The sequence below is a fragment of the Bordetella sp. N genome (genome assembly GCF_001433395.1).
Taxonomy (GTDB): Bacteria; Pseudomonadota; Gammaproteobacteria; order Burkholderiales; family Burkholderiaceae_B; genus Bordetella_C.
On the sequence record NZ_CP013111.1, the window covers coordinates 5,528,191 to 5,542,182 of the forward strand.

Genomic DNA, 13,992 nt, shown 5'->3' on the forward strand with positions numbered 1-13,992 from the left:
CCTCAGGAGCACAGCATGACAGCAAAGACTCTGCAGGATCTTTTCATCCACGCGCTATCCGATGTTTACAGCGCTGAGAAGCAACTCACGAAAGCCCTGCCAAAGATGGCTCGCGCGTCCAGCAATCCGGACCTGGCGGCTGCCTTCCAGACTCATCTGGAAGAGACACAGGGCCAGATAGAACGCATCGACCAGGTCGTCGAAAAAGAAGGCTTGAAACTGAAGCGCATCAAGTGCGCGGCGATGGAAGGCCTGGTCGAAGAGGGTCAGGAAATCGTCGACGAAATCGAGAAAGGACCCGTTCGCGATGCGGGGTTGATCGGCGCCGCCCAGAAGGTGGAACACTATGAGATAGCAACGTACGGGACCTTGTGCGCGCTCGCCAAACACCTGGGCTTCACGGTCTCGGCGAAGCTCCTCCACGACACCTTGCTTGAAGAGAAAGCCACCGATGAGAAGCTCTCCAAGTTTGCCCAGCAGGACGTGAATCTGGCCGCAAAAGCGGCCAGCAAGTAGCGGGGGCGTTTACGAGGGCCTCGCGGCGTTCGCGATCGCCCCGCGACCTGGCCGCTTACCACCGATAGCTCAACGTCCCCACCACCGCGCGCCGGTTGCCGTAGAACACCGACTGGTCGTAGAACCCCGGCGTGAAATAGCGCTTGTTGAACAGGTTGGTTGCGCTGAGCGATGCGCGCAGTCCTTTCAGATCTGAACTCAGCTGTCCCAGGTCGTAGCGCAGAACGGCGTCGACCAGGGTGTAGCCGCCTATCTTGACGGTGTTGGGGCTGTTGTAGGAAGACCCGACGTAGCGCACGCCGGCGCCGACGCCCACGCCCGCCAGCGGGCCGGTGCGCTGGGTGTAGTCGACGAACAGGCCGGCCATGTGGCGCGGTACCGACGCGGGACGCAGGCCCTTCTTGCTGACGCCGGTGGCCAGATTGGCATTGTCCTTGGTGATCTCGGAATCGAGATAGGTATACGACGCCGCCACATTCAAACCCGAGGTCAGCGCCGTCTTGGCTTCCAGCTCCAAGCCCCGCGAGCGCACTTCGCCGTCCTGCACCGAATACCCCGAATACAGCGGGTCGGCAGTAGTGACGTTCTGCTGCGTCAACTGGAACAAGGACGCGGTGTAAGTGCTGTCCGACCCCGGCGGCTGATACTTCAAGCCCAGCTCATATTGCTTGCCCTTGGTCGGATCGAAATTGCCGCCGCCCCGAGACGGGGCCAGGGTGCCGGAAGCCGGTTGGAAGGACGTGGAATAACTGGCGTAAGGCGCGACGCCGTTATCGAGCAGATAGGTCAGCCCGGTCCGCCCGGTGAAGGCTTCCGAGTTGACCTTGCTGCTCGTGTCCGACAGATAGTCGGATTCCTTGTTGGTGGCCCAGTCATAGCGGCCACCCAAGGTCAGGATCCAGCGCTCGTAACGCAACTGATCCTGCGCATACAGGCCCGTCTGGTACACCTGGCTCTTGCCATCCACCGTCTTGAAGCTGTTCCACGTGGTGGTGTTGGTATAGACCGGATTGAAGATGTCGATCGTGCCGTTGGTGCCGTTGGTGCGCGATTCGCGGCCGGAGTAATAGCCGTAGTCCACGCCGGTCAACACGGTGTGCTGTAGCGCGCCCGTCGTCAGGCGGCCTTCAACGCTGGTATCGATCAGGAAGGTATCGGTGCCTTTCGGCCGGTCCTGCATGCCGAAGGTGTAATAGCGGCCATCGGTAAGCTGCGCGCTATTGCGCGCGCCGCTGGAGATGTAGTCCACGTTGGCATGCATATACCGGGCCTTTTGGCGCACGGTCCACTTGTCCGAGGCGCGGTGTTCGACGTCGTAGCCGATCGAGGTGTTCTCGACCGTGTAATGCGTCAGGTCGGGCTGGCCCAGGAAGACGTCCGACGGGAAGCGGCCGGCGGGATTGTCTTTTACCGTGCCGGTCAGCGGCAGACTCTGCTCCGAACCGCCGCGTTTGGACTTTTGATAGCTGGCATAGACGGTGACGCTGGTCCTGTCGGTGGGACGCCACGTCAGGGACGGCGCCAGGTAAACGCGGTCATCGGGCGAATGGTCCACCTGCGTGCCGCTCTCGCGCCCCACGCCAGTGATGCGGTACAGCCATTTGCCGTCTTCATCCAAAGGCCCGGAAAAGTCGAACGCGGCCTGGCGCCGGTTGAAATTGCCGCCCTGCAATTCGATTTCATGCAGCGGTGTTTCGGTGGGGCGCTTGGTCGTCATGTCGACCAGTCCGCCCGGCGCGATCTGGCCATACAGCACGGACGACGGACCCTTGATGACGTCGATGCGTTCCAGGCCGTAGGTCTCGATATCGATGTCGTATTGATTGAATCCGGCCCGCAGACCGTCGCGGTACGTGGAAAACAGGTTGAAGGCGCGGAAGCCGCGCAGGTAGATGTCGGGCGCGCCCTGGCCGCCCGGGTAATCGATGGCGCGGATGCCCGGCGTGTAGGCCACGGCCGAGTTGAAGTTCTGCACTCCGCGACTATCCATTTCGTCCCGCGTGACAACGCTGATGGCCTGCGGGATTTCGATCAAGGGTGTGTTGGTCTTGGTGCCGCCTGACGAACGCAGCGCCACGAAACCATCGTCCGCCGGCGCGCTGGTCGAACCGATCACCGCAACGTTGGGCAGCGTGGTGACGGGTCCGGCCGCCGGCAAGGCGCGCAGTGTGTAAGCGCCCTGCGCGCCGCGCACGGCCTCCAGACCGCTGCCCGCCAACGCGGCCGCGAAGCCCGCGTCCACCGAATAGGCGCCATGCACGCCGGCCGAGGTCAATCCGCGCGTCTGCGCGCCGTCGAAGGACAGCGCCACGCCGGCCGCGCTGGCGTATTGGCTGATCACCTGGGCCAAGGGGCCTGCCGCGATGTCGAAACGGCGGGCGGCGTTGTCGGACGCCGTGGTGGCGGATTGCGCGTGCAGCAGCGGCGGCGCCATCATGGCCGATGCCATGAAAATCAGCGCCAGGCGGGATGACAGAACGCGTGGCCGCAAGCGCGGAACAGGGGCAGCGGGAACAGACCGGTTGGACGACATGGAGTCTCTCAGGGGAACGTGAAATGAGGGTTCTGCCTGGGAGGACGGACGAGCCGGCTCAAAGACGCAACTTCTTCAAAAATATTTTCAGCGCGGTATTCGACACCGGCATCTGGTCGGATCAACGGGCGACAAGGCGGGTCCAGTGGCCGAGCACCCGCGTGGTCTTCACCGGGAAACTCTGCGTCAGTGACGCCAGCGCCTGATCGGTATTCCGCAATGGGAACGATCCAGACACCAGCAGTCCCGCGATGTCGGCATCGCATCCCAGTCCGCCGCGCCGGTATCTTCCCAGCTCGGTCGCCAGTTGTCCGAGAGGCATGTCCAGCACCACCAGATTGCCGGTGGTCCAGGACGCGGTGGCGACATCGTTGGCCTGCAGGGGTTCGATCGAGTCGTGGTTGAAGCGTGCCTGCTGGCCCGCGACCAGGGTCATCGTGTCGTGCCCTTCGGCGGGCGCGATGCGAACGGCCTTCTCCAGCACGGCCACGCGGGTCCAGCCATCTTCGGTCTTGACCGTGAAGCGCGTACCCAGCGCGGTGGCCGTGCCCTGGCGCGTGCGCACGATGAAGGGGCGCGGCGTGGGAGCGGGATCGGGGTGGGTGACCACCATGATGGCGCCGGACCGCAGGTCCAGGATGCGCGCCTGTGCGTCGAACGAGACGTCGACCGCGGTGTCCGTGTCCAGCAGCATCGATGAGCCATCGGCCAGCTGGATGTTGCGTTGTTCACCCACGGCGCTGTGGTAATCGGCGGTCCATACGCGCCAGGGCAAGGCGCGCCACCCCAGCCACGTCGCGGCGCCGGCGCTGGCGAGCAGCCCCACGCTGCCCAGCACGGCGCGGCGCGACACTTTGGTCGCCGCCAGGGTGGGCCGGGCGATATTGCCCGGTACGCGGCCCATCTGACGACAGACCTGTTCGACCTTGTCCCAGGCGGCGCGGTTCGCGGTGTCGCTGGCGAGCCACAGGCTCCAGGCGTGACGGTCTTCCGCGGTGGCGCTTTCCGAGCCCAGGCGCACGTACCAGGTGGCGGCTTCGTTGGTGGCGCGCAGGGCTTGTGCGCCGGGTTTGGTCTTCGTGTCCGCGGGCATCACGGGCTCAGGGCAACAGCAGGCAGCAGTGCGCCATCGCGCGCGCCAGATAATTGTCCACGGTGCGGCGCGATACGCCCAGGCGGCGCGCGATCTCCGCATAGGGCAGGTCTTCGCACTGCGCCATCAGGAAAGCCTGCTTGACCTTCAGGCCCAGCCCGTCGAGCATGGCGTCGATTTCCGTCAAGACGCTGCGCAGCACGGCCTGCGTTTCCAGCGACGGCACCTCTTGCGGCGGCAAGGCGGCCAAAACTTCCAGATATGTCCGCTCCAGGGTCTGACGCCGGAAGAAGTCGATCATCAGGCCCTTGGCGATCGCCGCCAGATAGGCCCGGGGTTCACGGATGTGCGCCACCGTGTCCGCGCTGGCGGCCTCGGCGCCCTGGCCGGTATGGGCCTTCAGCACCCGCACGAAGGTGTCCTGCACCAGATCGGCCGCATCGAATGGATCCCCCACGCGACGGCGCAGCCAGCCCTGCAGCCAGCGATGGTTATCGCTGTACAGGGTGTGCATCGACGATGCGGCGGCGGGGGGAGTGGCGGACACCAAGTGCTCCGGTCGAAAACTAATAATGAGAACCAATATCAATTGTCCAACACAGAGGCGGATCTTGGCAAGCCGCCGCGCCCCGATGTTCACGCGGCCGGTGTCCGGCTGTCCCGACCGGCGCGGTATGCTGCATGGCAGGCCGCATGGCGGCCTACATCCTTGGCTATCTTTCTGGCGAAACCATGTCCATTACCGAACGTTTGCGCGAACTTTCCATTGAACTGCCCGGCCTGCCCAAGCCCGGTGGCAGCTATGTGCCCTTCCGCCGCCATGGCGACCTCGTCTACCTGGCGGGTCAGACCAGTTCGCGCGACGGCAAGGCGGTCTACAGCGGCCCGCTGCAGGAACCGGAAGATGTCGAGCAAGGCTATGCCGCCGCGCGCCTCTGTGGCGTGAACCTGCTGGCCGCCCTGGCGCAGGCCTGCGATGGCGACCTGGACCGCGTCGGCGGCTGCCTCAAGGTCAACGGTTTCGTCCTGGCCGGGCCGGCCTTCGAATCCGTGCCGGCCGTGGTCAATGGCGCGTCCGACCTGTTCGTCGAAGTGTTCGGCGAAGCCGGGCGCCACGCACGCAGCGCCGTGGGTGTCGCGGTGCTGCCGCGCAACGCGTCGGTGGAAGTGGAAGCGATCTTCTTCCTGAAGTCCTGATCTTCGCTGCGCCCGCCCTCAGCCCCGATACCGCCCCGGCTTGTGCCAGGCGATCAGCATGGCATTCATCGCCAGCGTGCCGAGGGCGGACCAGAGTATCTTCGCGGCGGGCAGATACGCGGCCGCCACGCAGAACAAGGCCAGGTCGAACGCCAGCTGGGTCTTGCCCGCATTGATCCGATAGCGCTTCTGTATCCATAAGGTCAGGGTGCTGGTGCCGCCCAGCGACGCGTTGTGGCGGGCCAGGCACAGGATGCCCATGCCCAGGAAGGTGCCGCCCGCGATGGCCGCGAAGCCATTGTCGATGTTGGACACGTCCAGCGAACGGGTGATGATGCTGACGCCGACACCGATAGCCACGCTGACGAAGGCGCTCTTGATGCCGAAGCTTCTGCCCATCGCGTAGAGCGAGAAGGCGATAAAGGGGATGTTGATCAGGGGAACGAGCAGCGCCGTTGCGTGGCCCGTCAGCAGGGAGCCCAACAAGGCCATGCCGGCAATGCCGCCGGTAATCATGCCGCCCCGCGCCAGCAGGGCAATGCCCATGGCGGAGAACAGGATGCCGATGAACAGGCCGTAGGCGTCCTCCAGGCGGGTATGGAGGGGCGCGACGTCGGGCGCTACGGTATCGGCCGCGTGAAACGCAACCGGGGGCGCCAGGACGGGGCGCCGGAATAGTCGAGACATGAAGGGGTCTTCCCGAGGGGGGTAGGGGAAACAATTGCCCGCGATGGGCCGGTATGGCTTGTGGCCACCCGGCTTCGTCGGACAGGCATTATGTTGCCCTGCAGCAGCGCGCCGCGCAAGACCCCGCCAGGCGCCTCGGTGCCAAAAAGATCCCCCCGGGCACACAGCCTCGACCCGGCCAAACTAAAACCGCCGTTATTCCTTCTTGTACGACAGATAGTCCAGATGAATCCCGATATGGTCGGCGATATAACGGGCGTCGTGCCAGACCCCCCAGATGAAGGACGACGACCGGTTGGTCAGGTTGGGCAGCCCCAGGAAGTAGATGCCCTTCTCCGCCGAGATGCCCCGCTTGTGTATGGGATAACCCTTGTCGTCGAAGGTGTCGACCTCGATCCAGCTGAAGTCGACCTTGAAGCCCGTCGCCCAGAGTATGGTCTTGATGCCGGCCTTGGCCAGGTCCAGGTCAAGAATGGGATGCGTCAGGCACGCCGGATCTTCCAGCAGTTTCCAGGCGTCCGGCTCGGGCGGCAGGTCCAGGCTGTTCTGCTCGATGTAGGCGTCGGCTTCGCGCAGCACTTCGAAATAATCCTCGTCGCCCTGCTTCACGTCGCGCACCAGGTTGTCCTCGAAATGCATGACGCCATTCTCATAGGACTTGGTGATGCCGACCAGCTCGATGCCTTCGTGGGCCAGGCGCCGGAAGTCTATGGTCCTGCCGCCTTCGTAGCCGCTCACCGCGAACGCCACGTGCTCGCGCTTGGGCTTCTTCTTGACTTCATCCCACATGCCCAGCGCGCCCAGCCACCAGCAGTAGTCGCGGTCGCGATACGAACGCGGCGGGCGGTAGTGCTCGCCGACGGACAGATAGACCTTGCGGCCGGCCTTGCGCAATTCCTCGGCGATCTGCGAGCCCGACGCGCCCGCGCCCACCACCAGCACCGCGCCATCGGCCAGCTGGCCCGGGTTCTTGTATTCGGAAGAATGCAGCTGCAGGATGCCCGCGCTGTCGGGCACGACCTTGGGATAGCTGGGCACCTGGAAAGGACCCGTCGCCGCCACGACATGCAGCGCCTCGATGTCGCCTTCGGACGTGGTCACGGTGAAGCCCGGCCGCTTGACGTTGCGCTTGACGCGCAATACCGCGACACCCGTACGCACCGGAGCCTTGATCAGCTTCGCATAATCCTCGAAGTATTTGGCCATGCGCTCCTTGGCCGGGAAGATATCGGGGCCGACGTCATCGAACTTCAATCCAGGAAAGCGGTCATGCCAGGCGGGGCCGTTCGCCACCAGCGAATCCCAGCGCTCCGAACGCCAGCGTTCGGCGATGCGCTTGCGCTCCAGCACGATGTGCGGGATCCCCATCGCGCCCAGGTGCTCGCTCATCGCGATACCTGCCTGGCCAGCGCCGATCACCAACGTATTGGTTTTTTCAATTGACATTGCAAGATCCTGAAGAGTACCGGGGCCTGACGTGTCCCGAGTCCGATTGCGACGCAGTGTGATCCAGATCACCGGATTTGATAACTTCGTTTTTCAGACGGCTGACTTAGGAAAAAGCAAATGTCCAAGATGCCGTCGGCGCTTTCGTTTTTCCGATGGGGTGCATCGGTATCGACAACGCACCGGGGCCGGACTCTTACCGTATTCTTGAACCCGTCAAACGCAGATCGGACGCCGGTGCTATGCGGAATCGCCCCTTTTCTACCGAGACTTCCAGCGCCGTCAGCCTGGAAAGAGTGGTCAAGAAATATCGTGACCAGACTGTCTTGCACGAGGTCTCCCTCAAGGTCGAGCAGGGGGAGTTCCTGACCCTGCTGGGGCCGTCAGGCTGCGGTAAGACGACACTGCTGAATCTGATCGCCGGTTTCGCCGACGCGGACAACGGCGAGATCTTCATCGACGGCCAACCGGTGACCACGCTGCCGCCCTATCAACGGCAGATCGGCATCGTGTTCCAGAACTACGCGCTGTTCCCGCACATGACGGTGGAGCGCAATATCGGCTATGGCTTGCGCATGCGCCGGGTGCCGGCGGCGGAGATCACGCAACGGGTACGTGACGCCATGGCCCTGGTGAAGCTGGATGGCCTGGCCGACCGCAAGCCCCGTGAGCTGTCCGGCGGCCAGCAGCAGCGTGTGGCCTTGGCGCGTGCCCTGGTGATCCGGCCCAAGGTGCTGCTGCTTGACGAGCCTTTCTCCGCCCTGGACAAGGGCTTGCGCGGCGCCATGCAGGTGGAGATCCGCGACATCCAGCGCGAACTGGGCGTGACCACTCTCTTCGTCACGCACGACCAGGGCGAGGCCTTGAGCATGTCGGACCGCATCGCGGTAATGAGCCAAGGCGTCATCAGGCAGATCGCCACACCAGACGAGCTTTATCGCAACCCCCAGGATCCCTTCGTAGCGTCCTTCCTGGGCGACGTCAACATCCTGCCCGGTTACTTCCACGGCTCGGACTCGGACACCATTCAGCTGCGCCTGGGCGCCGGCCTGATGAGCGTACCGCGCGACCGCCTGGTCGGCGGTTCGCATGAAGGCCGCCGGCTGGATGTCTATGTGCGGCCGGAACACATCAAGCTGGAAAACCTGCATAGCGCGTCGGTGTTGAGCGGCACGGTGGTCAACCATGTGTTCCAGGGCGATCACGTCGACATGTACGTGGACGTCCACATTCCCGTGGCCGGCAAGCAGCGCGTGATGATACGCACCGCCGGGCTGGGCTGTTTACGCGACTGGCCCGTGGGCTCGGTCGCCGGACTGGCGTTCCCCGACCATGGGGTCAGCGTCTTCAACGCACAGTGAGAAAGACACCATGACGCATCCCCCTTCAGCGCATCTCCCTTCAGATATGCAGGCGATCATCGCGCGGGAACCCGGCGACGCAACAGTGTTGACCCTGGCCACGCGGCCGGTCCCTGTCCCCGGGCCTGGCGAAGTTCTGCTGCGCGTTCGTTCGGGGGGCATCAACCGTCCGGACATCATGCAAAGGCAGGGCCTGGCCAAACCGGCTCCGGGTGCGACCGATGTCCTTGGCCTGGAAGCTTGCGGCGAGGTCATCGCCTGCGGAGCCGGCGTGCCCGCGACCCTGCAGGGTCAACGCCTGATGAGCCTGCTGGCGGGCGGCGGCTATGCGCCCTACTGCGTGGCCCGCGTCGATCATTCCCTGCCGGTGCCTGACCGCCTGGATGACACCGAGGCCAGCGCGCTGCCCGAAGGCCTGTTCACGGTGTGGCACAACCTGTTCGAGCTGGGCCGCCTGCGCATGGGCGAGACCGTGCTCATCCACGGCGGTGGCGGCGGTATCGGTACCCTGGCGATCCAGATGGCGCGCGCGGCCGGCGCGCGCGTCATCGTGACGGACGGCGAGCGTGACCGCCTGCCCGCGCTGCGCGAGCTGGGCGCGTCCGAAGCGATCTGTTTCCATGACACCGATTTCGTCGAGGCCTGCAATACGCTTACCCAAGGCAAGGGTGTGAACGTCGTGCTGGATATCGTCGGTGGCGATTACGTGCGGCGCAATCTGCAGGCCCTGGCCTTCGGCGGCCGCCATGTCAGCCTGTCCTTCCTGCAAGGGTCCGCGGTCACCGTCGAATTGCTGACCCTGATGCAGAAGCAGCTAAGCCTGCATTCTTCCACCATGCGGCCGCAGACCGATGCCGAGAAGGCGCGCATGGCCGTCGCACTGGCGCGACACGTTCTGCCGCTGGTGGCGGACGGGCGCATCAAGCCCAGGATGTTCAAGAGCCTGCCGCTGGCGCAGGCCGTCGACGCCCATCAGCTGCTGGAAAGCGGCAAGGTGTTCGGGAAGCTGGTCCTGATTCCGCATTGATCCCGCATTGATCCCGCATTGATCCTGCATCGACCCCGCATTGATTCCTCGCGCCGGAGCCCGCATTGAAACTTCTCTATGCCCCTACTTCTCCCTTCGTCCGCAAGGTCATGGTCTGCGCGTTGATCACAGGCCTGGCCGACCGGATTCAATGGCTGGACAGCGCCGCGCATCCGATCAATCGCGATGCGCGTATCGCCGCTCACAATCCCCTGGCGAAAGTACCGACCCTGATCCTGGATGACGGCCCGGGGCTCGATGGCCCGGGGCTCGATGGCCCGGGGCTCGACGGCCCGGGGCGCGCCAGCCAGGCGCTCTACGACAGCCGCGTCATCTGCGAGTATCTGGCCGATCTGGCAGGCAATGCGCATCTGTTTCCCCCCGCGGGGGCGAAGCGCTGGACGGCCTTGACCCAGCAGGCCACGGGCGACGGGCTGCTCGATGCCGCATTGCTGGCGCGCTACGAGCACACCGCGCGTCCCGAGGACAAACAGTGGACCGCCTGGCGCGAAGCGCAGCTGGTCAAGGTCCAGGCGGCCCTGGCCACGATAGAAACACTGGCGCCCAGCCTTCAGTGTGTAGACCCCTCCATCGGCGATATCACGCTGGGGTGCGCGCTGGGCTATCTGGACTTCCGCTATCCCGAACTGGATTGGCGCGCCGATCATCCGCTGGCGGCCAAATGGTTCGCCGCATTCAACGCGCTGCCTGCCATGCAGGCAACCCTACCCCACGCCTGAGGCAAACGCGCCATGAGTCTACCCTCCGCCACCGTCTGGTTCCTCAACGGGCCGAATGCCAATCTCTATGGCCTGGATGCCAACAAGACCTACGGGTCCGAAAGCTTTCCCATGCTGCAGGAACGCTGCGAGAAGAAGGCCGCCGCGCTGAACCTGAAGCTGAACTTTGTCCAGTCCAACTACGAAGGCCAGCTGGTCGACTGGATCCAGCAGGCCCGCGGCGACGCCCAAGGCGTCATCATCAACGCCGCCGGCCTGACCTATTCGTCGGTGCCCATCCTGGATGCCCTGCTATCCTTCCCCGGGCGCATCATCGAAGTCCATATGAGCAATATCTGGCGCCGCGAAAGCTTCCGCCATCATTCGTATATTTCCAAGGCGGCCGATGGCGTCATCGCGGGCCTGGGCGCGGAAGGCTACGAACTGGCCATCGAGGCGATGGCGCGTTTGATACGCAAGCCTGCCTGAGCTCAGGAAGCTTAGGAAGCTCAAGAAGCTGAAGACGGTCAATAAGGTCCGGAAGGTCAACAGGGAAAACAGGATAAAGAGGCAATGAACGCCACCAGCAACGCGCAGCCTTCCGGAGTCCTGGTCTTCTACAGCGAGTTCGATGATTTCGCCACATGGCGCAAAGCCTTGAACGCGAAGCTGCCGCGGCTGGAAATACGGCATGCCAGCGACCTCGGCGATCCCGCCGAGGTCAGCTATGCCTTGGCGTGGAAACCCCCGGCGGGATTCTTCGACCGGATGTCCGGCCTGCGCCTGATCATCAACCTGGGGGCCGGTGTCGATTCTCTTGTCGGCCGTAGCGATCTGCCGGCAGGCATTCCCATCACCCGCATCACCGATCCCAATATGGCGCGGATGATGGCGGGCTATGTGCTGTTCGCCACCTTGCGCTACGCCCGCGACATTCCTTATTTCGAGCAGGCGCAGAAACGCGGCGAGTGGGCCTATCGCCATCCCCGCTCGCCCGAAGACGTGCGTGTGGCGGTGCTGGGTCTGGGCGAGCTGGGCGCGTACGCCGCCCGCGAGTTGCGCCGACAGGGCCTGACCGTGCTGGGCTGGTCGCGCACGCCGCGCCAGATCGAGGATATCGACTGCTACGCCGGCATGGAAACCCTGGACACGGTACTGGCGCAAGCCGACATCGTGGTGCTGATGTTGCCGTTGACGGAACAGACGCGCGGACTATTCGACCGGGAGAGATTGCTGCGCCTGCCACGCGGTGCGGCGCTGATCAATGTCGCCCGTGGCGCCCTGGTCGATCAGGCGGCGCTGACGGACCTGCTGCAATCGGGCCACCTGGGCGGCGCCACGCTGGATGTCTTCGAGCGCGAACCGCTGTCGGCGGAAGATCCGCTGTGGCGGATGGAGAATGTGCTGATCACGCCGCATCTGGCGTCGGTGGCCATCCCGTCTTCGGCGGCCACGCAGATCGCCGACAACATCCTGCGTGTGGACACGGGCCAGGCGCCCTTGAACGTCATCGATCCAGGCCGGGGCTACTGAAAGCCCGCGGCCTGTCTCACGGCCGCGCTTTCAGTGCCGCTCTTCGATATTGAGAATCCGCCCCAGCCCCAGGAAGCGATTGGCGAAGATCAGCAAGGCCGCGGTTGCCACGATATACACCACCGACAGCGCCGCCAAGGTCGGATCGGCGAACTCCCGGACGTAGTTGTACATGGACACCGGCAGGGTCTGCGTCGCCTGGGTGGTGACGAACAGGGACGCGGTGAATTCGCTGAAGGACATGATGGCGGCGAACAGCCAGCCGCCGAACAGCCCGGGCGCCAGCAGGGGCACGGTGATCGTGAACAGCACGCGCAAGGGCGACGCGCCCAGGCTGGCCGCGCTCTGCTCCAGGCGTTCGTCCAGATTCTCCATCGACACGTAAACGCTGCGCAGCACGAAGGGCAGCACCAGGATGACGTGGCACAGGATCACGATGGCGTAGCCGCGCTCGATACCGAACTGCGCTACGAGGATAAGCAGCCCCAGGCCCACGGTGAAGTGCGGAATCACCAGGGGCGAGAGCAGTATGGCCTGCAGCAGGTGCTTGCCGGGAAAGCTCATGCGCTTCACCGCGACAGCCAGCCCCGTGCCGATTACCAGCGCCAGCGACGATGCCCAGACCATCACCACCATGCTGGCGTGAAAGCCATCCTGGAAATCGGCATAGGTGAAGACGCGCTTGAACCAGCGCAATGACCAGGACTCAGGCGGAAAGGTCAGCAAGGCCTTGTCATTGAACGCGGCCAAGGTCACCACCACGACGGGCAGCAGCACGAAGCCGAGCAGCAGAGTGATAAGAACGGGCCCGCCGATGCGCAGCCACGCCGGTGTCGTGCTGCGCCGGGATCGCGGGGGACTGGCACGGCGCGCGTCGCCAGTGGCGGCGTCGGCGCCGTTGGGGCGGGCACTCAGCGTGCCGGCCCCCTGGGCGGCGGGAGTCGGAATCTTCATCTCAATGGCCTCCGATGGCTTTCATGCGGCGAGTGACTTGTCCCAGGAACATCAGCGCGACCCCGGTCAAGGCCAGGCCCACGATGCTCAGGCTGGCGGCCAGGGGGAAGTTCATGGACGCGAATCCCAATTGGTAGACCAGGGTGGACACGGTGGGAACACGGCCCCCGCCTATCATCTGGGGCGTGGCGAACGCGCTGAAGGTCCAGGCGAAGGCCGTGGTCACGCTGGCCAGGATGCCAGGCATGGACAAAGGCAGCGTGACGGTCAGGAAGGTGCGTACCGGCCCGGCGCCCAGGCTCTCCGCCGCCTTCTCGTAATCGCGGTCGATATGGGAAATGGCCGTGGCCAGCATCAGCACCACCACGGGGATGGTCACGTGGACCAGGGCGACCAGCACGCCAAGATGCGTGAACATCAGGGTCAGGGGCTGGTCGATGATGCCCAGCTTGCGCAACACCGTGTTGATGAAGCCATTGTTGCCCAGCACGATGATCCACGAATAGGTGCGCACGATCTCGCCCAGGAACAGCGGCGTGATCGACACGATCAGGATGAAGGACTTGATGAAGCGGTTGCGCACGCGAACCAGCGCATACGCCAGGGGATAGGCCACCAGGATCGAGAAGATGGTGGTTTCCACGCTAAGGCGCAGCGTGTTGACGAAGGCATCCAGGTAGATCGGCTTGCTAAGGCCGGAGAAGTTCGCCAGGGTCAGGCCGCCGACATCCAGCGAACCCGGAATGAAAGCCCGGACGCTGTATTGCAGTACCGCCGCCAATGCCACGCATATGCATAGCGCGACAAAGCTGGCGGGGGAGATCAGCCATCCCTTCAATTTGGAGCGTGCGTCCATGAGGTCGTCCATCCAAAGTCCACGGTCATCAGGAACGCGACGGCCATGCCTGGCGCAAAGCGCCGTGGCA

Annotated in this window: 14 protein-coding genes; 7 read left to right on the top strand and 7 right to left on the bottom strand. The window is 64.3% G+C overall.

The genetic code is table 11. The annotated features are described in order from the left end of the window. Positions 1-15: 15 nt before the first annotated feature. On the top strand, positions 16-516 hold the full coding sequence (locus ASB57_RS23890; protein WP_057654446.1) for a ferritin-like domain-containing protein: 501 nt from the start codon (positions 16-18) through the stop codon (positions 514-516). Positions 517-571: 55 nt separating this feature from the next. Here the strand turns inward: ASB57_RS23890 and ASB57_RS23895 are convergent, their stop codons facing one another. The 3 genes from ASB57_RS23895 to ASB57_RS23905 all read right to left on the bottom strand — a co-directional run bounded on the left by ASB57_RS23895 (position 572) and on the right by ASB57_RS23905 (position 4,656). Next, positions 572-2,965, bottom strand: a complete 2,394-nt coding sequence (locus ASB57_RS23895) for a TonB-dependent siderophore receptor (RefSeq protein ID WP_231755228.1) — start codon at positions 2,963-2,965, stop codon at positions 572-574. A 205-nt stretch (positions 2,966-3,170) separates the two neighbouring features. Next, positions 3,171-4,142, bottom strand: coding sequence for a FecR domain-containing protein (locus ASB57_RS23900; RefSeq protein ID WP_057654447.1), 972 nt, complete (start codon positions 4,140-4,142; stop codon positions 3,171-3,173). Positions 4,143-4,149: 7 nt separating this feature from the next. Further along, positions 4,150-4,656, bottom strand: a complete 507-nt coding sequence (locus ASB57_RS23905; protein ID WP_057654448.1) for a sigma-70 family RNA polymerase sigma factor — start codon at positions 4,654-4,656, stop codon at positions 4,150-4,152. A gap of 167 nt (positions 4,657-4,823) precedes the next feature. Between ASB57_RS23905 and ASB57_RS23910 the strand changes: the two genes are divergently transcribed. Next, positions 4,824-5,339, top strand: coding sequence for a RidA family protein (locus tag ASB57_RS23910; protein ID WP_231755229.1), 516 nt, complete (start codon positions 4,824-4,826; stop codon positions 5,337-5,339). 18 nt (positions 5,340-5,357) lie between these two features. On the opposite strand, the gene ASB57_RS23915 is transcribed toward ASB57_RS23910, so the two are convergent. Further along, positions 5,358-6,026 carry a YitT family protein gene (locus ASB57_RS23915; RefSeq protein WP_082621795.1) on the bottom strand — a complete coding sequence of 223 codons (669 nt, stop codon included), beginning with the start codon at positions 6,024-6,026 and terminating at the stop codon, positions 5,358-5,360. A gap of 195 nt (positions 6,027-6,221) precedes the next feature. Further along, entirely contained in the window at positions 6,222-7,472 is a 1,251-nt protein-coding gene (locus tag ASB57_RS23920) for an NAD(P)/FAD-dependent oxidoreductase (RefSeq protein WP_057654449.1), read from the bottom strand. 242 nt (positions 7,473-7,714) lie between these two features. On the opposite strand from ASB57_RS23920, the gene ASB57_RS23925 reads away from it, so the two are divergent. The 5 genes from ASB57_RS23925 to ASB57_RS23945 all read left to right on the top strand — a co-directional run bounded on the left by ASB57_RS23925 (position 7,715) and on the right by ASB57_RS23945 (position 12,112). Continuing rightward, positions 7,715-8,833: an ABC transporter ATP-binding protein gene (locus tag ASB57_RS23925; RefSeq protein WP_057654450.1), complete on the top strand. Its 1,119-nt coding sequence runs from the start codon at positions 7,715-7,717 to the stop codon at positions 8,831-8,833. Between the two features lie 10 nt (positions 8,834-8,843). Next, complete coding sequence (locus ASB57_RS23930) at positions 8,844-9,860, top strand: NAD(P)H-quinone oxidoreductase (protein WP_231755230.1); 1,017 nt, start codon at positions 8,844-8,846, stop codon at positions 9,858-9,860. 65 nt (positions 9,861-9,925) lie between these two features. Beyond that, complete coding sequence (locus ASB57_RS23935; RefSeq protein ID WP_057654452.1) at positions 9,926-10,600, top strand: glutathione S-transferase family protein; 675 nt, start codon at positions 9,926-9,928, stop codon at positions 10,598-10,600. Positions 10,601-10,612: 12 nt separating this feature from the next. Continuing rightward, positions 10,613-11,068 (top strand): type II 3-dehydroquinate dehydratase, encoded by a 456-nt coding sequence (locus tag ASB57_RS23940; RefSeq protein WP_057654453.1) that lies wholly within the window; start codon positions 10,613-10,615, stop codon positions 11,066-11,068. Positions 11,069-11,152: 84 nt separating this feature from the next. Next, positions 11,153-12,112 carry a glyoxylate/hydroxypyruvate reductase A gene (locus ASB57_RS23945; RefSeq protein WP_057654454.1) on the top strand — a complete coding sequence of 320 codons (960 nt, stop codon included), beginning with the start codon at positions 11,153-11,155 and terminating at the stop codon, positions 12,110-12,112. 30 nt (positions 12,113-12,142) lie between these two features. On the opposite strand, the gene ASB57_RS23950 is transcribed toward ASB57_RS23945, so the two are convergent. Further along, positions 12,143-13,066 (bottom strand): ABC transporter permease, encoded by a 924-nt coding sequence (locus ASB57_RS23950; RefSeq protein WP_082621796.1) that lies wholly within the window; start codon positions 13,064-13,066, stop codon positions 12,143-12,145. 1 nt (position 13,067) lies between these two features. Then, positions 13,068-13,922: an ABC transporter permease gene (locus ASB57_RS23955; protein WP_057656398.1), complete on the bottom strand. Its 855-nt coding sequence runs from the start codon at positions 13,920-13,922 to the stop codon at positions 13,068-13,070. Between the last annotated feature and the right edge of the window lie 70 nt (positions 13,923-13,992).